The organism is Limnohabitans sp. TS-CS-82 (assembly GCF_002943475.1).
The window spans coordinates 120524-139064 of the sequence record NZ_PTQX01000007.1; the positions used below are offsets into that span (position 1 = coordinate 120524).

Annotated in this window: 20 protein-coding genes and 1 riboswitch; of the genes, 15 read left to right on the forward strand and 5 right to left on the reverse strand. The window is 55.0% G+C overall.

The window, feature by feature from the left end:
• The first annotated feature begins 71 nt into the window (after positions 1–71).
• From ccoG to C5F52_RS15150, 3 genes are read left to right on the forward strand one after another with little or no spacing between them, the layout of a single operon-like run.
• Positions 72–1442: a cytochrome c oxidase accessory protein CcoG gene (gene ccoG / locus C5F52_RS15140; protein ID WP_104799344.1), complete on the forward strand. Its 1371-nt coding sequence runs from the start codon at positions 72–74 to the stop codon at positions 1440–1442.
• A gap of 6 nt (positions 1443–1448) precedes the next feature.
• Positions 1449–1739, forward strand: coding sequence for a FixH family protein (locus tag C5F52_RS15145; RefSeq protein ID WP_104799198.1), 291 nt, complete (start codon positions 1449–1451; stop codon positions 1737–1739).
• A 55-nt stretch (positions 1740–1794) separates the two neighbouring features.
• On the forward strand, positions 1795–2103 hold the full coding sequence (locus C5F52_RS15150) for a hypothetical protein (protein ID WP_104799199.1): 309 nt from the start codon (positions 1795–1797) through the stop codon (positions 2101–2103).
• Here C5F52_RS15150 and fnr read toward each other — a convergent pair.
• Positions 2100–2837 (reverse strand): fumarate/nitrate reduction transcriptional regulator Fnr, encoded by a 738-nt coding sequence (gene fnr / locus C5F52_RS15155; RefSeq protein ID WP_255416373.1) that lies wholly within the window; start codon positions 2835–2837, stop codon positions 2100–2102. The two genes, C5F52_RS15150 and fnr, sit on opposite strands and share 4 nt — an antisense overlap.
• Before the next feature lie 76 nt (positions 2838–2913).
• On the opposite strand from fnr, the gene hemN reads away from it, so the two are divergent.
• Both hemN and C5F52_RS15165 read left to right on the forward strand, forming a co-directional pair.
• The gene (hemN, locus tag C5F52_RS15160) at positions 2914–4302 is read left to right on the forward strand and encodes an oxygen-independent coproporphyrinogen III oxidase (RefSeq protein WP_104799200.1); all 1389 of its coding nucleotides are present in this window, start codon (positions 2914–2916) and stop codon (positions 4300–4302) included.
• Positions 4302–5015, forward strand: a complete 714-nt coding sequence (locus tag C5F52_RS15165) for a sulfite exporter TauE/SafE family protein (protein WP_104799201.1) — start codon at positions 4302–4304, stop codon at positions 5013–5015. Before hemN ends, C5F52_RS15165 begins: the two co-directional genes overlap by 1 nt.
• Here the strand turns inward: C5F52_RS15165 and C5F52_RS15170 are convergent, their stop codons facing one another.
• From C5F52_RS15170 to C5F52_RS15180, 3 genes are all read right to left on the reverse strand, one after another.
• Complete coding sequence (locus tag C5F52_RS15170) at positions 5016–5831, reverse strand: sulfite exporter TauE/SafE family protein (RefSeq protein WP_104799202.1); 816 nt, start codon at positions 5829–5831, stop codon at positions 5016–5018.
• A gap of 222 nt (positions 5832–6053) precedes the next feature.
• Entirely contained in the window at positions 6054–6359 is a 306-nt protein-coding gene (locus tag C5F52_RS15175; protein WP_104799203.1) for a cell division protein ZapA, read from the reverse strand.
• A complete protein-coding gene (locus C5F52_RS15180) occupies positions 6356–6583 on the reverse strand; it encodes a DUF904 domain-containing protein (RefSeq protein ID WP_104799204.1) in 228 nt (75 codons plus the stop codon). Before C5F52_RS15180 ends, C5F52_RS15175 begins: the two co-directional genes overlap by 4 nt.
• A gap of 35 nt (positions 6584–6618) precedes the next feature.
• Positions 6619–6864: riboswitch (cobalamin riboswitch) on the forward strand.
• 75 nt (positions 6865–6939) lie between these two features.
• On the opposite strand from C5F52_RS15180, the gene C5F52_RS15185 reads away from it, so the two are divergent.
• From C5F52_RS15185 to C5F52_RS15215, 7 genes are read left to right on the forward strand one after another with little or no spacing between them, the layout of a single operon-like run.
• The gene (locus C5F52_RS15185) at positions 6940–8907 is read left to right on the forward strand and encodes a TonB-dependent receptor (protein ID WP_104799205.1); all 1968 of its coding nucleotides are present in this window, start codon (positions 6940–6942) and stop codon (positions 8905–8907) included.
• Positions 8908–8913: 6 nt separating this feature from the next.
• On the forward strand, positions 8914–9717 hold the full coding sequence (locus tag C5F52_RS15190; RefSeq protein WP_369952244.1) for an ABC transporter substrate-binding protein: 804 nt from the start codon (positions 8914–8916) through the stop codon (positions 9715–9717).
• Positions 9710–10609: an ABC transporter substrate-binding protein gene (locus C5F52_RS15195; protein WP_104799207.1), complete on the forward strand. Its 900-nt coding sequence runs from the start codon at positions 9710–9712 to the stop codon at positions 10607–10609. Before C5F52_RS15190 ends, C5F52_RS15195 begins: the two co-directional genes overlap by 8 nt.
• The gene (locus C5F52_RS15200; RefSeq protein ID WP_201747028.1) at positions 10606–11619 is read left to right on the forward strand and encodes an iron ABC transporter permease; all 1014 of its coding nucleotides are present in this window, start codon (positions 10606–10608) and stop codon (positions 11617–11619) included. The genes C5F52_RS15195 and C5F52_RS15200 overlap by 4 nt, the downstream gene beginning before the upstream one ends.
• A complete protein-coding gene (locus C5F52_RS15205) occupies positions 11616–12389 on the forward strand; it encodes an ABC transporter ATP-binding protein (protein ID WP_104799208.1) in 774 nt (257 codons plus the stop codon). Before C5F52_RS15200 ends, C5F52_RS15205 begins: the two co-directional genes overlap by 4 nt.
• 14 nt (positions 12390–12403) lie before the next feature.
• Positions 12404–12973 carry a cob(I)yrinic acid a,c-diamide adenosyltransferase gene (cobO, locus tag C5F52_RS15210; RefSeq protein WP_104799209.1) on the forward strand — a complete coding sequence of 190 codons (570 nt, stop codon included), beginning with the start codon at positions 12404–12406 and terminating at the stop codon, positions 12971–12973.
• Between the two features lie 9 nt (positions 12974–12982).
• Positions 12983–14449, forward strand: a complete 1467-nt coding sequence (locus tag C5F52_RS15215; RefSeq protein WP_104799210.1) for a cobyric acid synthase — start codon at positions 12983–12985, stop codon at positions 14447–14449.
• Here the strand turns inward: C5F52_RS15215 and C5F52_RS15220 are convergent.
• Positions 14446–15351, reverse strand: a complete 906-nt coding sequence (locus C5F52_RS15220; RefSeq protein WP_104799211.1) for a LysR family transcriptional regulator — start codon at positions 15349–15351, stop codon at positions 14446–14448. The genes C5F52_RS15215 and C5F52_RS15220 overlap by 4 nt on opposite strands.
• A gap of 125 nt (positions 15352–15476) precedes the next feature.
• On the opposite strand from C5F52_RS15220, the gene C5F52_RS15225 reads away from it, so the two are divergent.
• Genes C5F52_RS15225 through C5F52_RS15235 form a run of 3 tightly spaced genes read left to right on the forward strand, consistent with a single transcriptional unit; the run spans position 15477 to position 18536 of the window.
• The gene (locus C5F52_RS15225) at positions 15477–16469 is read left to right on the forward strand and encodes a tripartite tricarboxylate transporter substrate binding protein (protein WP_104799212.1); all 993 of its coding nucleotides are present in this window, start codon (positions 15477–15479) and stop codon (positions 16467–16469) included.
• Position 16470: 1 nt separating this feature from the next.
• Positions 16471–17346 (forward strand): MaoC family dehydratase N-terminal domain-containing protein, encoded by an 876-nt coding sequence (locus C5F52_RS15230; protein ID WP_104799213.1) that lies wholly within the window; start codon positions 16471–16473, stop codon positions 17344–17346.
• 29 nt (positions 17347–17375) lie between these two features.
• Positions 17376–18536 carry an acyl-CoA dehydrogenase family protein gene (locus tag C5F52_RS15235; RefSeq protein WP_201747029.1) on the forward strand — a complete coding sequence of 387 codons (1161 nt, stop codon included), beginning with the start codon at positions 17376–17378 and terminating at the stop codon, positions 18534–18536.
• Positions 18537–18541: the final 5 nt, after the last annotated feature.

The window sequence follows — 18541 nt, forward strand, 5'->3', positions numbered from 1 at the left end:
CTGCTGACGACTCCAAGCAGCGCAAGACCATCCCTATCGTTCCAGAGCCTTCGGGCTCTGCGGACGAGGCGATGGTCTCGCTTTATGCTGCATCGAAAAAAATCTACCCTCGCTCTGTCGAGGGTATCTTTGCGTATTGGCGCTGGATTTTGGTGGTCCTGACGCAGCTGGTGTTTTACGGTTTGCCTTGGTTTGAGTGGGGCACACGCCAAGCCGTGTTGTTCGACTTGGCATCGCGCCGTTTTTATATTTTTGGTTTGGTCTTGTACCCGCAAGACTTCATCTACCTCACCGGCCTGTTGGTGATCTCAGCCTTGGCGCTGTTTTTGTTCACGGCAGTGGCGGGGCGTTTGTGGTGTGGCTATGCCTGCCCGCAAACCGTTTACAGCGAAATTTTCTTGTGGATTGAGCGCAAGGTCGAAGGCGATCGCTCAGCCCGCATGCGCTTGGATGATGCTGATTTCTCGTTAGAGAAATTGGTGAAGAAATGGTACAAGCACATCATCTGGATCTTCTTCTCGATCTGGACTGGCTTTACCTTTGTGGGTTATTTCACGCCCATCCGCGAATTGGCGATGGAATTCTTCCTGACCCAAATGAGTTCATGGGAACTGTTCTGGGTGTTCTTCTACGCCTTTGCCACGTATGGCAACGCAGGCTTCATGCGCGAACAGGTGTGCAAATACATGTGCCCCTATGCGCGCTTTCAAAGCGCCATGTTTGACAACGACACACTCATCGTCACGTATGACACAGAGCGTGGTGAGCCACGTGGCCCGCGCGCCAAGAAAGCTGAAGCAGGGGCTTTGAACTTGGGGGCCTGCGTCGACTGCACTTTGTGCGTGCAAGTGTGTCCCACCGGCATTGATATCCGCGATGGCTTGCAATACGAATGCATTGGCTGCGGTGCTTGCGCTGACGTGTGCGACACCGTGATGGACAAGATGGGCTATGCCCGTGGCTTGGTGCGCTACTCCACGCAAAATGCGATGGACAACAAGTGGACGCCCGCCCAAATCTGGCAACGCCTGATGCGCCCGCGCATTCAGATCTACACCATGATCTTGTTGGCTGTGACAGTGGGCTTGTTTGTGTCGTTGAGCTTGCGTACACCGTTCAAGGTTGACGTGGTGCGTGACCGCTCGACTTTGTCGCGCATCACGGAATACGGCACACTTGAAAATGTGTACCGTCTGCAAATCATGAACGCAGCGGAGAGCATTCAGACTTACCGCTTGTCAGTCAAAGGTTTGCCAGGTTTGAAAATCACGACCGATACCGAAGTCATGGTGGACCCTGCACAAGCCCGTTGGATTGTGTTGCGTGCCGATGTGCCTTATGGTTCTGTCGAGGGTGGCTCGCACAAAATCATGTTTGAAGTTCAGGCCTTGGGTACCGATGAGTTTGTGGTCGAAAAATCTGTGTTCATCGTTCCTAGGTAATGCATCATGAAACAAGAAACAACTGATACCAAAGCATGGTGGCAATATGGTCACGTTTGGCTCATCATCGCGGGCCCTGCTGCGGTCATTGTGGCGGGATTCATCACGTTGGCGATTGCCATTCGCGTGCCCGACCCCGTGGTGGCCGACGACTATTACCGCCGAGGCTTAGATATCAACAAAACCTTGGCGGCAGAAAAAGACATGCAGCTGGCACCCGCCATGCAGGCGCGTAACCATGTGGTGACGCCCAAAGCTGAGTCAGCCAAGCAAGAGACCCCCGCGAAAACCCCATGACTTGGCGCTGTCATTCGAGCCTAGACTGAACTCATTCCTGTTTAGGAGAATCAGAATGTTGGCTCAGCGAATGATGTGGATTGCATGGCCTGCTTTTTTAGTAGCAGGTGTTTTGGAAATGCTGGTGTTTGCGTTTGTAGACCCGCAAGATATGCAATGGTTTGGTCAGCCTATTGAGCTCTCACGACAAGGTGTCTATACCTTGTCGTTTTTTGTTTTCTGGATGGTCACGGCAGCCTCCAGCGCATTGACCACCTTGCTGTCGGTATCACCGTTTGAAATGAACCGTTGCCCGATGGTGCCAACAGAGCGACCTGATGGCTGCCCCAAGCAAGAGGTGTGTTGCGACCCTGTCGCTGTTTAAATAGGTTGGCAGGTTTGTGCGTTCACGATGAGCTTGAGCGCATCGGCATTCAAAATGCGCACATGGCGTTGTTTGACTTCTACGACGCCGTCTTCTACAAACTTTGAAAACGTGCGGCTCACCGTTTCGAGTTTGAGCCCAAGGTAGCTGCCAATATCTTCGCGCGTCATGCGCAAAATGAGTTCAGACTGAGAGAACCCTCTGGCGTGCAGGCGCTGCACCAAGTTCAACAAGAACGCCGCGAGACGCTCTTCTGCACGCATGCTGCCCAGCAGCAACATCACACCGTTTTCACGCACGATTTCTCGGCTCATGATTTTGTGGACATGGCGCTGCAGGGACGTGATTTCGCGCGACAGCTCTTCAATGCGATCAAAAGGCATCACGCACACTTCGGCGTCTTCCAGTGCCACCGCATCGCAGGTGTGGTGGTCGCTCACGATGCCGTCTAGACCGATGATTTCACCGGCCATTTGAAAACCCGTCACTTGGTCGCGGCCGTCCTCAGCAGAGATGCGTGTTTTGAAGAAGCCTGTGCGAATGGCGTACAGCGCATTGAACTTGTCACCATTCCTGAACAGGTTGTCACCACGTGCCACTTTGCGGCGTGTGGCCACCACTTCGTCCACACGCTCCATCTCGCTCTCGTTCAAGCCTAAAGGCATGCACAGTTCGCGCAAATTGCAATTGGAACAGGCGACTTTGATACTGGTGGAATTCATGGGGTCTGACAGTCGTTTGTGTTGATGCAGGTCAACTTTTTGCTGCGCCTGCACGCCTATTATGGAGCGCAAATTTAGGTGTGAACTTATGCATTCTCTTGTCCTCAATCCAGAACTTTTGCAGCGCTATGACGTGGCGGGGCCGCGTTACACCTCGTATCCCACGGCAGACCGATTTGTGGAGGCGTTTGGTGAGGCCGATTATTTGCAAGCGTTAGAGCAACGCCGCGATGGTGTGGGCGCCAAAGCCTATCCCTTGTCGCTGTATGTGCACATCCCGTTTTGCGAGTCACTGTGTTACTACTGCGCCTGTAACAAGATCATCACCAAACACCACGAGCGTGGCGCAGAGTATTTGCGCTACCTTGAGCGCGAGGTTGATCTAAACATTGCGCACCTTGGTCAAGGTCAAGTGGTGTCTCAATTGCACTTGGGTGGCGGTAGCCCGACGTTTTTGAGTGATGCAGAGTTGGCGCAACTCATGGCCATGCTGCGTCGCAACTTTCAGTTTGCGCCAGGCGGTGAATACTCGGTCGAGATTGACCCACGCACGGTGACGCGTGAGCGATTGGCCCACTTGGCGGAACTGGGCTTTAACCGCCTGAGCTTTGGCGTGCAAGACTTTGAGCCCGCCGTGCAAAAAGCGGTGCATCGTATTCAACCCGCTGAGCAAGTGTTTGACTTGGTTGCTGCTGCGCGCGAATTGGGTTTTGAATCCGTCAATGCCGATTTGATTTATGGCTTGCCCATGCAAACGCCAGAAACCTTTGAGCGCACTTTGGAAAAAATCACCCAACTGCGTCCCGACCGCATTGCCTTGTATGCCTATGCGCACTTGCCCGAGCGCTTCAAGCCACAGCGTCGCATCCATACGCAAGACTTGCCGCCTGCGGCTTCGAAGCTGGTCATGTTGTCCAGCGCGATGCGTGTGTTGGTGGAGGCCGGTTATGTGTACGTGGGCATGGACCACTTTGCCTTACCCAACGACGCGCTGGCTGTGGCCAAGCGCCAAGGCCGCTTGCACCGCAACTTTCAAGGCTACAGCACGCAGCCCGATTGCGATCTGATTGCCTTGGGTGTTTCTTCCATCGGTCGCGTGGGCCCCACCTTCAGTCAAAACGTCAAGACCTTGGACGAGTATTACGACTTGCTCAACCAAGGCCGTTTGCCCGTGGCACGTGGCATGGCTTTGTCGCGTGATGACTTGGTGCGTCGCACCGTCATCATGGCACTGATGTGCCAAGGTAGCGTGCTGTTTGAATCGGTCGAGTTGGCGCACTTGGTGGACTTCAAAAAATACTTCGCAGCAGAGATGGAAAGCTTGGCCACCATGCAAGCGCAGGGCTTGTTGACCATGGACGATGCGGGCATTCACGTGACCGAGCTGGGTTGGTTCTTTGTGCGTGGCGTCGCCATGGTCTTTGACAAATACCTGCAAGCCGACAAGAACCGCGCAAGGTTCTCTAAAATCATCTGATGAACACAACTTTGGCTCTCACCGCACTCTTGATGGGGCTCGCGGGTGGGCCGCACTGTTTGGCCATGTGCGGTGCGGCCTGTGCAGGTATTGGGCGTGCTGCCCAAAAACAATCAGGCGGGCAGGGCGTGTCTGCCATGCTTTTGTTTCAACTCGGCCGCGTCATCGGCTACAGCGCTTTAGGCGCAGTGGCCGCCAGCACCATGCAAGGCGTGGGTTGGCTCAGCACCCAGTCGGCTGTGTTTCGCCCCGTCTGGACCTTGATGCACATCGTGGCCTTCATGGTGGGTGGTTTGTTGCTGTGGCGCGGTGAGCAGCCCATTTGGCTCGAAGACTTTGGCCGTGGCATTTGGCGTCGTGTGCAAAGCATGACGGCGCACCTCAAGCTGCGCAATGGTGGCGCAGTTGTCTTGGGTGTGTTGTGGGCGTTGATGCCTTGTGGTTTGCTGTATGGCGCGCTCTTGGTGGCTGCGCTCAGCAACAGCCCGCTAGAGGGCGCAGGCGTGATGGCCCTGTTTGCATTGGGTAGCGCTGTGGTGCTGACGATTGGCCCTTGGGTCTGGCTGCGTTTGCGAGGTGGGCAAATCATCAGCACAGGCAACGGAGCATGGGGTGTGCGCTTAGCGGGTTTGGCTTTGGCCGCTAGCTCGGGTTGGACCCTGTGGATGGGTCTGGTGGAGTACCAAGCCCCATGGTGCTTGGTGCCTCAGTGATCAGCTGGTGATGCCTTTGTAAAACATATAGGCGGCCAGCACATACAAGACGCTGGCAAACACACGCTTGAGTTTTTTGACGGGCAACATGTGCGCGGCCTTGGCGCCCAAAGGGGCAGTGAACACGCTGCAAGCAGCAATGACAACCAAAGCTGGCACCCAAATAAAACCAAATGCATCCGCAGGTAAACCTTCCACCGTCATGCCACTGACGATGTAGCCCGCCACGTTGGCGACAGCAATAGGAAAGCCTAAGGCTGCGCTGGTGGCCACGGCGTTGTGAATGGCCACGTTGCACCAGGTCATGAACGGCACGCTGATAAAGCCGCCGCCAGCACCGACCAAACCAGAGAGAAAACCAATCGCACCGCCTGCACCCATCAGGCCAGCCGTGGCGGGCACTTGGCGTGTAGGCGCTGGCTTTTTATCTAAGAACATTTGCGTGGCTGAGAAGCCCACAAACAAGCCAAAGAAGATGGCCAAGTAAGAGCCTTTGAGCCAGTAAAACACACCTAAGCTGCCAATCATGCTGCCCAGCACGATGCCTGGCGCCAAGCCTTTGACCAAATCCCAACGCACTGCGCCACGCTTGTGGTGCGCGCGCACGCTAGAGACTGAGGTGAAGATGATGGTGGCCATCGACGTGGCAATGGCCATCTTGACCGCAAGGTCTGCATCGACGCCGCGGTGCGAAAGCATGAAAGTGATGAAGGGCACCATCACCATGCCGCCCCCAATGCCAAGCAGCCCGGCTAAAAAGCCTGTGCAAATGCCGAGTGCAGCGAGTTCAAAAATCAGTTGGGGTTGGAGGTCCATGAGAGCGCAGGCCTTGAGAAAGTAGAAGGTGTCTGCAAGGCTCCTCAAGGCCGTCATCCTGAACCGGGGGTTCAGGTGGGCGAGGTCAGGTCAACGTTGGGTTCATCTGACGCGAGACGATCACGCTCATCAACCGATGTTCCAAGCCCGAGCTCTATGAGCATTGGTTCAAGGAAATATAAAGCCCCAAGGACTTGCAGACACGTTGATTGTAGGCGCCGCTTAGATGAGTTGGTTGTCGCGTGCGAGCACTGCATCCATACGCTGCAGCAAGTTGTGCAGGTCGGTGCTAGAAGCGCTGCTATCGCCGCTGGCTTGCACAGCAGCAGGGCGATCGGTCAAGTCAAATGCCAAGTTGAGGGCTGCCAACACCGCAATGCGGTCGCGGGCTTTGATCTTGCCGGCATCGCGAATCTTGCACATGGCCTCGTCCACTTTGGCCACGGCTTGACCCAAACGCGTTTCGCCACCTTCGGGGCAGCCCAGCACGTAGCCTTGGCCCATGATTTGAACTTCGATTTGCTTCACGCGATGTCCTTTGTCTGTGCCTCTGCGCCTTGGGGTAGGCGATCAATCAATGCGTCAATGCGGTGGCGCGCTGCGCCAAGGCGTGACTTGAGCAAGTCGCGCTCATGCGTGAGTTCTTGCACTTGCGTGGCCAGCAAGGCATTGGTGCGTTGCAGTTCTTCGTGGCGCAGCAATAAATGCTCGACGCGCTGGGCAATTTGATCGATCAGGGGTGTTTGTGACATGGCCTGTGCATTTTAAGGTGGCTGCAAGGTTAATTGCTAAAATTGCCAATGTTGGTGCTCGAGGTGTGGTTCACACGCCTCAGTTCAACGGGAAGCAGGAGGGTTGCGTCGACTTGCTCGACAAACACCTAACCTGCGCTGCCCCCGCAACGGTCAAGCGGACGAGCCCTTGTGCTCCGCTTCTGTCACACAAGCCACTGAACGCCTTGAACAAGCGTTTGGGAAGGCGACAGAGGTAGTCTCCGCCAGCCCGGATACCGGCCAACAAGGTGGCGGTGCGTCTAAAAACGCACCGCTAAATCGCTCAAGCACTGTCGGGGAAGGCGGTGAGAGCATGACATGTTGGTATTTAAATCATGAAAAAATCTATTCGCGCACGCGCGTTTGCTCCTGCGCTTTCTGTTTTGTCTTTGGCTGTTGTTGCGTCTGTCCATGCTCAAGCTATGAATGATCGTGTGCTTCCCGATGCGGTCATCACGGCGAATCGAATACCTCAAGATCCAACGCTTCTGCCGATGGGTGTTTCAGTAATCACGGCTGAGGAAATTCGATCTGCTGGTGTGACAGATGCAAGCGACGCCATTCGATGGTTAGGGGGCGCTGTGACACGTATTGATACAACTGGGGGGCGCAATCCGACGTTAGATATACGTGGCTTCGGCGAAACAGCTAGCAGCAATTTGGTCATCATGGTGGATGGTGTTCGATTGAACGAAGGTGATATGGGCGGAGCCGCAATCAGCTGGATTCCAGTAGACAGCATAGAGCGGATTGAAATTGTCCGTGGTAGCGGAGCTGTTTTGCATGGGGAAGGGGCTACAGCTGGCATGATTAACATCATCACCGGTCGAGGAATGGCTGAGTCTGGTGGTGCGGTGTCTGTTGGCGCAGGTAACAACGGTACACGTGATGTTCGTGTTGAGATGCGAACCGCATCTGAGAACTGGAAATCACAAATTTATGGTGCAGCGCTGAATTCAGATAATCATCGCGACAACTTTCGTGTTCAAGAGCGAAATGCCTTGGCCAGAACAACATGGTCTGATGGGGGGCAGAGCTTGTCTGCTCAATTAGGCGTGCAGTCACAAGCTGGTGGCTTGCCAGGTGGCATTAACGTTTCGGAGTTTCAAAATAATCCGCGTCAATCTTTCAAGCTCAATGACAACGGAAAAACTGATACAGCTAATCTATTGCTAAGTGTAGAACTGCCGTTAGATGTTTGGAGGGTTGGCGCTGATGTAAATCACCGTAATGTTCAATCGAAGGGGTATTACATCGCTGATGGATACACCAGTGATAGCAAAACCGATACAACGCGTGTCGGATTGAGAGCTTGGCGCAGCCTGTCCATGTTGCAAGCAGCGGGGCGTTTTATAGTTGGACTGGACTCTGAGCGCTGGGAGCAAGATAAAGTACTTTTGGCTCCGACGTGGGGCACAAATGTTCGTATCAATCAGTCTTCGGATGCCCTGTACGTTCGTCAAGAATTGGATTGGACGCCAGTGGGCATTAAGGCGTTTGCCGGTGTCCGGCACACGGAGTCTTATCGAGAAGCAAAAGGCGACTCTAACGGAACGTTGGACGCTTCGAACAATAGTTGGGAGCTCGGATTGGCAAAACGAGTTACCCAAGGAGCCGAGCTTTATGGCCGTTTAGGAACAAGTTTTCGCTTACCCAATGCCGATGAGTTTAGTTGCTCATTTGGGTGCCCACCTAGTACGCTGAACTTGCTTCGTCCGCAAACTTCAAAGGATCATGAATTAGGGTACCGTCAAAAATATTCAGAAGGTTATTGGACGGTTCGTTATTACCGTAGTGATTTGAGAGACGAAATTGGACTCGGCGCAGATTACATGACGAACATGAATTTTGATCCTACTCGTCGAGAGGGTGTGGAATTTGAAGCAAAAGTGAAGTTGAATTCATCTTTGCGTGGAGGTGTGCAGGTCGCGCAGCGCAAATCAACTTTCAGAGATGGACAATATGCAGGTAAGGAAGTTCCCTTGTCACCTGAGCAAAGTTTGACTGCGAACTTGATGTATCAAATGAGCGCGACTCAGCAAGTTGTGCTTTTAAATCAATGGGTATCAGAGCAGAGGGTTGCTGGCGATTTAAGTAACACATGCTCGCAAGCTATACAAAGCTTTTCCTTGACGAATTTAAGATATAGCCATAGTTTTGATGCGTGGATGTTCTCGGGGCAAATTTCAAACTTGTTTGATAAGCAGTACTACGATTACCGATCTCGCTGCAATCCTGCCAGTCGATCCATCTACCCTCAAGCAGGGCGAACATGGACTTTCACGGCTCGCCGGAGCTTCTAATTTGTGATTACGTCCCTTCTACCTCAACGCATCGTCTGCCTCACCGAGGAAACGACAGAGTGGCTGTACATGCTGGGGGAAGAGGCGCGCATTGTGGGCATCTCGGGTTACACCGTGCGCCCACGTCGTGCGCGTGACGAGAAGCCTAAAGTGAGTGCATTCTTGAGTGCCAAGATGGACAAGATCTTGGCACTCAAGCCCGATTGCGTGTTTGGGTTTTCTGATTTGCAGGCCGACATCGCGGCCTTGCTCATCCGTGCGGGTGTACAGGTCACGGTGTTCAACCAACGCAGCGTGGACGAGATTTTTTCGATGCTCTACCAAGTGGCTGCGATGGTGGGTCAAGCCGATCAGGGCTTGCAGCGTTTGCAGCACATGCGCGCGCAGTTAGAGGTCATTCAACAAACGGCCGCCACCTTCAAGCGTCGGCCCAAGGTGTATTTTGAAGAGTGGGATGAGCCGCACATCAGCGGCATTCGTTGGGTGAGCGAACTCATCCACATCGCAGGTGGCGATGATTGTTTTCCTGAATTGGCGCAAATGCCCATGGGCAAAGACCGCATCATTGCCAGTGGCCAAACCATCGTGGACCGTGCGCCTGACATCATCATTGGCTCGCTGTGCGGCAAAAAGTTTCGCCCTGAAAAAGCTGCCGCGCGTGACGGTTGGCAAGACGTGCCAGCGGTTCGCCATAACCAAATCTTTGAAATCAAATCTGCCGACATCTTGCAGCCAGGCCCTGCGGCTTTGACCGATGGCGTGGCGCAGTTGCACCACATCATTCAGCAGTGGGAGGCGACCCATGCTTAAAGGCATCCTCGCGCTAGCGACGTTGTTCATCATGACCAGCACCGCACATGCTGTGGTGTTGCGCGATGACCGCCAGATAGAGGTGACCATCGCCAAAACACCACAGCGCATCGTCAGTCTGTTGCCCTCACTCACCGAGACTGTGTGTGCTTTGGGGCAGTGCGACAAGCTGGTGGGCGTGGACCGTTATTCCAATTGGCCCGAGAGCATTGCTAAGTTGCCACGCATGGGCGGTGGCATCGACCCCAATATTGAAAGCGTGGTGGCGGCTAAGCCCGATTTGGTGTTGATGGCCACCTCGGCGCGCGGTGCCGAGCGTTTGACCTCTTTAGGTTTGACGGTGTTGGCGTTTGAACCACGGTCGCATGCCGATGTGCAGCGCGTCATGCGCATCGTGGCGCAAGCTATGGATGTGCCGCTCGTTGAGAGTGACCGCGTGTGGCGCCACATCGATGCCGCGGTGAATGCTGCCGCGCAATCGATTCCGGCACAGGCCAAAGGTCAGCGTGTGTACTTTGAAGTCAGCCGTGCGCCCTATGGTGCCAGTGAATCGTCGTTCATTGGTGAGACCTTGCAGCGCTTGGGTGCACGCAACATCTTGCCTGCATCACTAGGACCGTTTCCCAAAATCAATCCCGAATTTGTGGTGCGTGCACAACCCGACCTCATCATGGTGGGCGACAGCAACTTTGCGGACATGACCACGCGCCCCGGTTGGCAAAACATGCGTGCCATGCGCACGCAGCGTGTGTGTCATTTCAAGGCGGAAGAGTCCGACATGCTGGTGCGTGCTGGCCCACGCATGGCAGAAGCTGCGCGCTTGATGGCCAAGTGCATGACTGAAAAAGCCGATACAAGCAAAGCCAATGACAAACCGAAAGGTCAGCCATGACGATTCACGGTGCGCGTTGGTCCCCAGTGCTTGTGGCATTGAGTCTGTTGGTGTTGAGTGCTCTCGGCATCGCGTTGGGCAGCGCTGTCGGCAGCACAGGGTTTGAAAGCTGGTTCGCAGCCATGCACGACGACATCGCTTGGCAAATCGTGTGGGACATTCGCTTGCCGCGCAGCGTGGGCGCTTGTGCCGCAGGCGCATTGCTGGGGCTCGCCGGTGCGTTGGCGCAGGGCTTGTTTCGCAACCCCTTGGCAGATCCGTATTTGTTAGGCAGTGCCTCTGGTGCGTCGTTGGGTGTCGCGGTGGCTTTGGCGCTGTTTGGTGGCAACCCGTTTGCCACAGAATTTTTGGTGCGTTTGGGTTTGACAGGTGCCGCGTTTGTGGGCGCGGTGTTGGCCGTGATGCTCACCCTCGTGCTGGCGCGTGGTGTGCAGCACACGTTGCGTTTGTTATTGGCCGGTGTGATTGTGGGCGTGGTGTTGGGGGCGCTGGCGTCACTCATCACCCTCATGCGCCCCGATGTGTTGCAGGGCATGCAAGGATTTTTATTGGGCTCTACCAGCTTCATCGGTTGGAACGCTTGCGTGTTGATGCTGGGCGTGTTGCTGGTGTGTGTGGTGTTGGCCTTCGCACTGAGTCGTGTGTTGGATGCTCTGAGTTTGGGTGAGTCCACTGCGTTGAGTTTGGGTTTGCCGCTCGCACCCGTGCGTGTGGCGCTGGTGTGTGTGTTGGCTTTGGCCACAGGTACTGCGGTGGCACAAACGGGTTTGGTGGCGTTTGTCGGCTTGGCTGCGCCGCACTTGGTGCGCTCTCTGGTGAAGACCAAACACAACTGGATCGTGGTGTTATCCACCTTGATGGGCGGCGCGTTGCTGCTGGCGGCTGACTTGCTCGCGCGCATGCTGTTGGCGCCCCAAGAGATGCCCGTGGGCGTGCTCACGGCGGTGTTGGGCGGTGGCTATTTGCTGTGGCTGATGTATCGCAGTCAAACAGCGAGGGCTGCGCGATGAATGCACAAAAAATGGCTTTGCGTTTGCGCGATGTGCATGTGTCTCTTGCAGGGCAAGAGGTGTTGCACGGCATTGATATGTCGTTTGTGGCGGGTCGTTGGACCAGCATCGTGGGTCCCAATGGCGCGGGCAAGTCCACCTTGCTCAAGGCCATGGCTGGGTTGTTGCCTTTCAGTGGCCGCATCTTTTTGTTTGACCAAGAGTTAATGGCGATGGACCGCAAGCAGCGCGCGCAGCAGCTGTCGTGGTTGGGTCAAAACGAATCGACGTCTGATGATTTGCGCGTATGGGATGTGGTCATGCTGGGCCGCATGCCGCACCAAGACTGGTTGGCAGCACCCAATGCCCATGACCATGCCGTGGTAGAAACCGCGTTGAAAGCTACACAAGCGTGGGATTGGCGCGAGCGTTCGATTGGCCAGCTCTCAGGCGGTGAACGTCAACGCGTGTTGCTGGCCCGTGCCATGGCCGTGCAAGCGCAAGTGATGTTGATGGACGAGCCACTTGCCAACTTAGACCCACCCCACCAAGTGGATTGGCTAGAGCAAGTGCGCTGCTTGACTGCGCAAAACACCACCGTCATCAGCGTGCTGCACGAAGTGGGCATGGCTTTGCATGCCGACGACATGGTGGTCATGCAAACTGGCCGTGTGGTGCACCAAGGTGCCTGCTCGGATGCGGCGACGCACCGTGCTGTTGAAGTCGTGTTTGAAAAACGCATTGCCATTCATTCGTTGGATGGTCAGTGGGTGGCGGTGCCTAAGCTTTAACAAGGTCACAACGCGTGGACATTGAACAACCGCCTGTCAATTACGCGCGTGTCACGCCGCAAGCCGAAAGACGAGGCTTGCTCATCGTCAACACTGGGGACGGCAAAGGTAAAAGCACTGCAGCATTTGGCTTGGCCCTGCGCGCGCATGGCCGAGGCAAAGCGGTGAAGATTTACCAGTTCATGAAAGTGCCCACGGCGCGCTTTGGCGAACACCGCATGTTTGAGCAACTCGGTATTTCGGTAGAAGGCTTGGGCGATGGCTTCAGCTGGAAAAGCAAAGACCTCGAACATTCCGCACAGCTTGCCCGTGACGGTTGGCAAAAAGCCAAGGCCGCCATTTTGAGTGGCGACTTTTTCTTGGTGGTGCTGGATGAAATCACCTACCCACTGATTTACGGCTGGTTGTCGTTGGACGATGTGTTGGCCACCCTAGCGGCGCGACCCAAAGGCATGCATGTGTGCATGACCGGTAGACGTTGCCCACCAGAGCTGATTGAGCTAGCCGATACCGTGACCGAGATGGCCAAAATCAAACACGCCTTCAATGCAGGCATTCCCGCGCAGCGCGGTATCGAAGATTAAAGGATTGCGATGACAGCCAAATGTGTGATGGTGTTGGGCACATCCAGCGGCGCTGGTAAAAGCTGGCTGACCACAGCGTTGTGCCGCTGGTATGCGCGCCAAGGTTTGAAAGTGGCGCCGTTCAAAGCGCAGAACATGAGCAACAACGCTCGCGTGGTGGCATCGCATAACGGCCTAGGTGAAGTGGGCTCGGCCCAATATTTTCAAGCACTGGCTGCCAAGGCTGAGCCCGATGTGCGCATGAACCCCTTGCTGCTCAAACCCGAAGCTGACACACACAGCCAAGTGGTGTTGCTCGGCGAGGTGAACAACGAGTTGACGAACACCCCTTGGCGTGGCCGCAGCGAAAAAGTGTGGCCGCAAATCGCTGCATCGCTCGACGCCTTGCGTGCCGAAAATGACGTGGTGGTGATCGAAGGTGCAGGTTCTCCAGCAGAGATCAACCTCATGGCCAACGACATCGTCAACCTGCGTGTGGCGCGTCATGCCGATGCGCGCTGCTTGTTGGTGACCGACATTGACAAAGGTGGTGCCTTCGCCCACTTGTACGGCACATGGGCTTTGTTGCCGCCTGAAGACCAAGCACGCATCAACGGCTTTGTGCTCAACAAGTTTCGTGGTGATGCGTCGCTGCTTGCGCCCGCGCCAGAGATGCTGCAAGAGCGCACAGGTGTGCCAACGGTGGCTGTGTTGCCCATGTGGTGGCAACACGGCTTGCCCGAAGAAGATGGTGTGTTTGATGATCGAAGTCGTGCCACGGGTGTGGTGAACAAAACCGTGGCTGTCATTGCCTACCCACGCATCAGCAACCTCGACGAATTTCAACCGTTAAAGAATGTCCCCGGCGTGCGCTTGCTGTGGGCGCGTAGTCCTGCTGACCTAGCTGGCTTGCAAGCAAATGATTGGGTCATCTTGCCCGGCTCAAAACACACCAGCAGCGACCTCGCTTGGCTGCGCGCGCAAGGCTTAGACGCGGCCATTGCCAAACACGCAGAGCAGGGCGGGGCAGTGCTAGGCATTTGCGGTGGTTTGCAAATGTTGGGCGAGGCCTTGATTGACACACACGGCATTGACGGCAATGCAGCGGGCCTAGGGCTGTTGCCCGTGGTCACGCAATTCGCGGCTGATAAAACCGTGCAACGCACCCGCGCCAAGTTTGGTGAGTTGCGCGGTGCATGGTCTGCCTTGTCGGGCGTGCAAGTGAGTGGCTACGAAATTCACCATGGTCAAACGCAAGCTCACGCGGCCATGGCTGCTGCAGGGCAGGTGGCACATGAGGTGATGCCAAGCTTGGCTTGGCAAAACGATGCAGGCAACGTGATGGGCTCATACCTGCACGGTTTGTTTGAAGATCCTGCCGTGCTGCAAGCTTTGTTTGGTGCGCAAACGCCTACGCTAGAAACCGTGTTTGAAGGCTTGGCTGATTACTTAGATCAACACATGAGCACCGAGGTGCTGCTTGGCTTGATTGCTTAGCTTTTTGTCTGTGTGGCGTAGTGTTGTCGTAAGTGGTCAATGAGCGAGTGTGCGTAGCTAGGTAATCCAGCTTGGTCGCGCGTGAGAATGTAGCGTTCACGCACACTCCAAGAATCAGTCAATTCAATCAAGGCCAAATTCATGGTGGCCTGGTTACGCATGGCAGCTGACTCTGGAATGATGCCCACGCCCACACCTGCACCCACCATGCGGCACATCGCATCGAAACTAGAGAGTTGGATGCGCAGTTTTTGCGGCTTGCCTAAACGCTCTGTCACTTGCCCTAAGAAGGTTTGCAATGTGCTGCTTGGGTGCATACCCACCGCGTCCTCATCCAAAATTTCGGCAAACGCAATGCGTTTGCGTTTTGCAAATCGGTGTTGACGCGATGTGGCCAGCACCAGTCTGTCGGTACTGAAGTGCAGGCTTTGCAAGCCCAAGGTATCTACTTGGCCCGAAACAATGCCAATGTCGACGCGACCGTCTTGAACGGCTTTGGCAATTTCAGCGTTCGGTTTTTCTTGAAGGTCGATGTTGATCTTTGGGTTGTTGGCTAAGAATTTCGGCAAGATCTCGGGTAAAAAATCAGTCACGGCCGTAGTGTTGGCGTATACCCTGAGGTGGCCACGTAAACCACCGCCATATTCATGTAGATCTCCCCGCATTTGCTCCACTTGATGAAGCATCAAACGGGCATGGTGCAGAAAGGCTTGTCCCGGTGGCGACAGGCGTACGCCGCGAGCTTCTCGGTACAAAAGTGGTAGATCTGTTTGTGCTTCTAACGCTTTGATGCGCGCACTTGCCGCAGCTAAAGATAAATGGTGTTTGGCTGCTGCTTTGGTGAGGCTTCCCTCATCCGCCGTGAGCACAAAAAGACGCAGGTCATTGAGGTCGAAATGCATCTATCCATCTTAGTCTGAAAATCTAAGCCTTCGGAAAAACAGAAGTCTTAGTCCTGAAAATACCGATTGTCGATCGGTGTAAATGCCTTGAACATCGCCGCCATCAGAAATCAAAGGATGATCGGATGACAAAGCAATTCACCGCAACGACAAGACGTTTCATGCTCGCTGGTTTGGCCGCAAGTGCGTTATGTGCCACATCAGTTTTGGCTCAGTCGGCTTACCCCAATCGTTCGATCTTGATGGTGGTGCCGCAAGCCGCGGGTGGCACCAACGATATCGTCGGCCGCATCGTCAGCCAAAAGTTGGGCGAGGTGCTCAACACCTCCGTGGCTGTGGAGAACCGCCCAGGTGCAGGCGGCAACATTGGCACACAGTATGCAGCCAAGTCAGCGAAAGACGGCTACACCTTGCTGATGACCATCAGCAGCAGCCAAGCCATCAACCCTGCGCTCTACAAGAACCCAGGCTTTGACCCTGTGAAAGATTTCAAGCCTGTCAGTTTGATTGGCTCAGTGCCCAATGTGCTGCTGGCGCATCCTGACTTTCCTGCCAACAGTATCAAAGACCTGATTCAAATGGCCAAGGCTAAGCCCAACTACTACCAATATGCATCGGCAGGCAATGGCACCTTAAACCACTTGTTAGGTGAAATGCTCAACAGCATGGCGGGCATTGACTTGCAGCATGTGCCCTACAAAGGTGTGGCGCCAGCCTTGAATGATGTCTTAGGTGGCCAGTTACCCATGGTGTTTGCCAGCTTGCCTGCATCGCTGTCGCACATCAAGGCGGGCAAGCTCAAGCCTTTGGCGGTGAGTAGCGCTAAGCGTTCACCTGCATTGCCCGATGTACCTGCATTGGCTGAGTCTGTACCCGGGTATCGGGGCACTTTATGGATTGGTTTGTTTGCACCCGCAGGTGTTCCGAATGATGTGTTGAGTAAATTGCAAAGCGGCATGACACAAGCCTTGGCAAGTAAGGATGTGCGTGACAAGCTAGAACTGCAAGGTGTTGAGTTGGCCGCACCCACCACGCCGGAGCAATTTTCTGTACTGCTGCAAGACGACATGGTCATGTGGGCACGCATTGTGAAATCTTCAGGTGCATCAATTGACTGACATGACACACACGATTGATGCCGCGACTCTCGTGCACTTGCAGACATGGCAAGGCAACAGCGAGGTGTTGGAAGACCTGATCACACCCGCACCCTTGCGTGCGCTCAGTGCCACGTTGGATCGTGATGACCCGTTGCCCGTGAGCGGCACTGCACTTCCACCTCTTTGGCACTGGTTGTTCTTTTTGCCGCATCACCGCCAAAGCGAGATTGGCGCTGATGGCCACGCCAAGCGCGGTGGCTTCTTACCCCCCGTGCCACTGCCACGTCGCATGTGGGCTGGCGGACGTTTGCGTTGGCTTGCGCCGCTGCAGGTGGGCGATGTGGTCAAGCGTGTGTCCACCATTGAGTCGGTGACACATAAGTCGGGCCGAACGGGAGACTTGCTCTTTGTACTGGTCAAGCATGAGGTGCACAACCTTCAAGGACTGTGCCTGACCGAAGAGCATGACATCGTGTATCGTCCAGCCGCGCAGCCGAGTGACCCTGTGCCCGCGCCCGTTGCAGCACCAAAAAAAGCCACTTGGCAACGCGACATCACACCTGACGATGTGCTGCTGTTTCGCTACTCAGCACTGACATTCAATGGCCATCGCATTCACTACGACCGCAAGTACGTCACGGATGTCGAGGGCTATCCCGGCCTCATCGTGCATGGACCTTTGATTGCGACCTTGTTGGTGGACTTGCTGCGCCGCCATACCGACAGACCCATTCGCAGCTTTGAGTTCAAAGCCCTACGCCCCACCTTTGAGTGCGCCGATCGGCGCATGCTGCGCGTTTGCGGTGAGCCCGATGCCAACGGTTCAAGCATCCGGCTTTGGGCGCAGGACCACGAGGGCTGGCTCACCATGCAAGCCACTGCTGAACTCGGCTGATGCGCCTCACAAATTAAATAGAAATTGCCATGCTGAATCACCACGATCAATACCAAGATATCCGCGACGCTGTGCGCGACCTCTGCGCCCAGTTTCCTGACGAATACCACCGCAAAGTGGATGAACAACGCGGCTACCCGGAAGCCTTTGTTGACGCACTTACCAAGGCAGGTTGGATGGCTGCGCTCATTCCACAAGAGTACGGTGGTTCAGGCCTGACCATGGCCGAGGCCTCGGTCATCATGGAAGAGATCAACCGTTCTGGTGGCAACTCTGGCGCCTGCCACGGCCAGATGTATGTGATGAACTCGATCGTGCGCGGTGGATCGCAAGCGCAAAAAGATAAATTTTTACCCAAGATCGCCACTGGAGAATTACGCATTCAATCCATGGGCGTCACCGAGCCAACTACTGGCAGCGACACCACCAAGCTCAAAACCACTGCGGTGAAAAAAGATGGCCGTTGGGTCATCAACGGGCAGAAGGTTTGGATTTCGCGCATACAGCACAGCGATTTGATGATTTTGTTAGCACGCACCACGCCCGCTGACCAAGTGACCAAGCGCTCCGAAGGCTTGTCTTGTTTTCTGATTGATTTGAAAACAGCGATCGGAAACGGACTGACCGTGCGTCCAATTTTGAACATGGTGAACCACGAAACCAACGAACTGTTTTTTGACAACCTCGAAATTCCAGAAGATGCACTACTGGGCGAAGAAGGGAAGGGCTTCAAGACCCTGCTCGATGGCTTGAACGCCGAGCGCACCTTGATTGCGGCCGAGTGTATTGGCGACGGCTACTGGTTCATCGACCGTGCGCGTAAATATGCCAACGAACGCGTGGTGTTTGGTCGCCCGATTGGTCAGAACCAAGGCGTGCAGTTTCCAATTGCAGATGCCTTCATCGAACTCGAAGCGGCGAACCTGATGCGTTGGAAAGCTTGCGAAAAAATTGATGCCATGCAAAACGCGGGTGCAGAAGCCAACATGGCTAAGTACCTCGCGGCCAAGGCCAGCTGGGAAGCTGCCAACGTTTGCCTACAAACGCACGGCGGCTTTGGTTTTGCGTGTGAGTACGACATTGAGCGCAAGTTTCGCGAAACGCGCTTGTATCAGGTAGCGCCGATTTCGACCAACATGATCTTCAGCTACGTGGCCGAGCACATCCTCGGTTTGCCGCGTTCATTCTGAGGGCG

Excerpts from the sequence above, each read along its gene's own strand:
- C5F52_RS15150 (WP_104799199.1), top strand. The coding sequence starts at position 1,795 with ATGTTGGCTCAGCGAATGATGTGGATTGCATGGCCTGCTTTTTTAGTA.
- C5F52_RS15165 (WP_104799201.1), top strand. The coding sequence starts at position 4,302 with ATGAACACAACTTTGGCTCTCACCGCACTCTTGATGGGGCTCGCGGGT.
- C5F52_RS15205 (WP_104799208.1), top strand. The coding sequence starts at position 11,616 with ATGAATGCACAAAAAATGGCTTTGCGTTTGCGCGATGTGCATGTGTCT.
- ccoG (WP_104799344.1), top strand. The coding sequence starts at position 72 with ATGGTCTCGCTTTATGCTGCATCGAAAAAAATCTACCCTCGCTCTGTC.
- C5F52_RS15230 (WP_104799213.1), top strand. The coding sequence starts at position 16,471 with ATGACACACACGATTGATGCCGCGACTCTCGTGCACTTGCAGACATGG.
- C5F52_RS15185 (WP_104799205.1), top strand. The coding sequence starts at position 6,940 with ATGAAAAAATCTATTCGCGCACGCGCGTTTGCTCCTGCGCTTTCTGTT.
- C5F52_RS15200 (WP_201747028.1), top strand. The coding sequence starts at position 10,606 with ATGACGATTCACGGTGCGCGTTGGTCCCCAGTGCTTGTGGCATTGAGT.
- C5F52_RS15170 (WP_104799202.1), bottom strand. The coding sequence starts at position 5,831 with ATGGACCTCCAACCCCAACTGATTTTTGAACTCGCTGCACTCGGCATT.
- C5F52_RS15215 (WP_104799210.1), top strand. The coding sequence starts at position 12,983 with ATGACAGCCAAATGTGTGATGGTGTTGGGCACATCCAGCGGCGCTGGT.
- hemN (WP_104799200.1), top strand. The coding sequence starts at position 2,914 with ATGCATTCTCTTGTCCTCAATCCAGAACTTTTGCAGCGCTATGACGTG.
- C5F52_RS15225 (WP_104799212.1), top strand. The coding sequence starts at position 15,477 with ATGACAAAGCAATTCACCGCAACGACAAGACGTTTCATGCTCGCTGGT.
- C5F52_RS15195 (WP_104799207.1), top strand. The coding sequence starts at position 9,710 with ATGCTTAAAGGCATCCTCGCGCTAGCGACGTTGTTCATCATGACCAGC.
- C5F52_RS15235 (WP_201747029.1), top strand. The coding sequence starts at position 17,376 with ATGCTGAATCACCACGATCAATACCAAGATATCCGCGACGCTGTGCGC.
- C5F52_RS15180 (WP_104799204.1), bottom strand. The coding sequence starts at position 6,583 with ATGTCACAAACACCCCTGATCGATCAAATTGCCCAGCGCGTCGAGCAT.
- C5F52_RS15145 (WP_104799198.1), top strand. The coding sequence starts at position 1,449 with ATGAAACAAGAAACAACTGATACCAAAGCATGGTGGCAATATGGTCAC.
- C5F52_RS15220 (WP_104799211.1), bottom strand. The coding sequence starts at position 15,351 with ATGCATTTCGACCTCAATGACCTGCGTCTTTTTGTGCTCACGGCGGAT.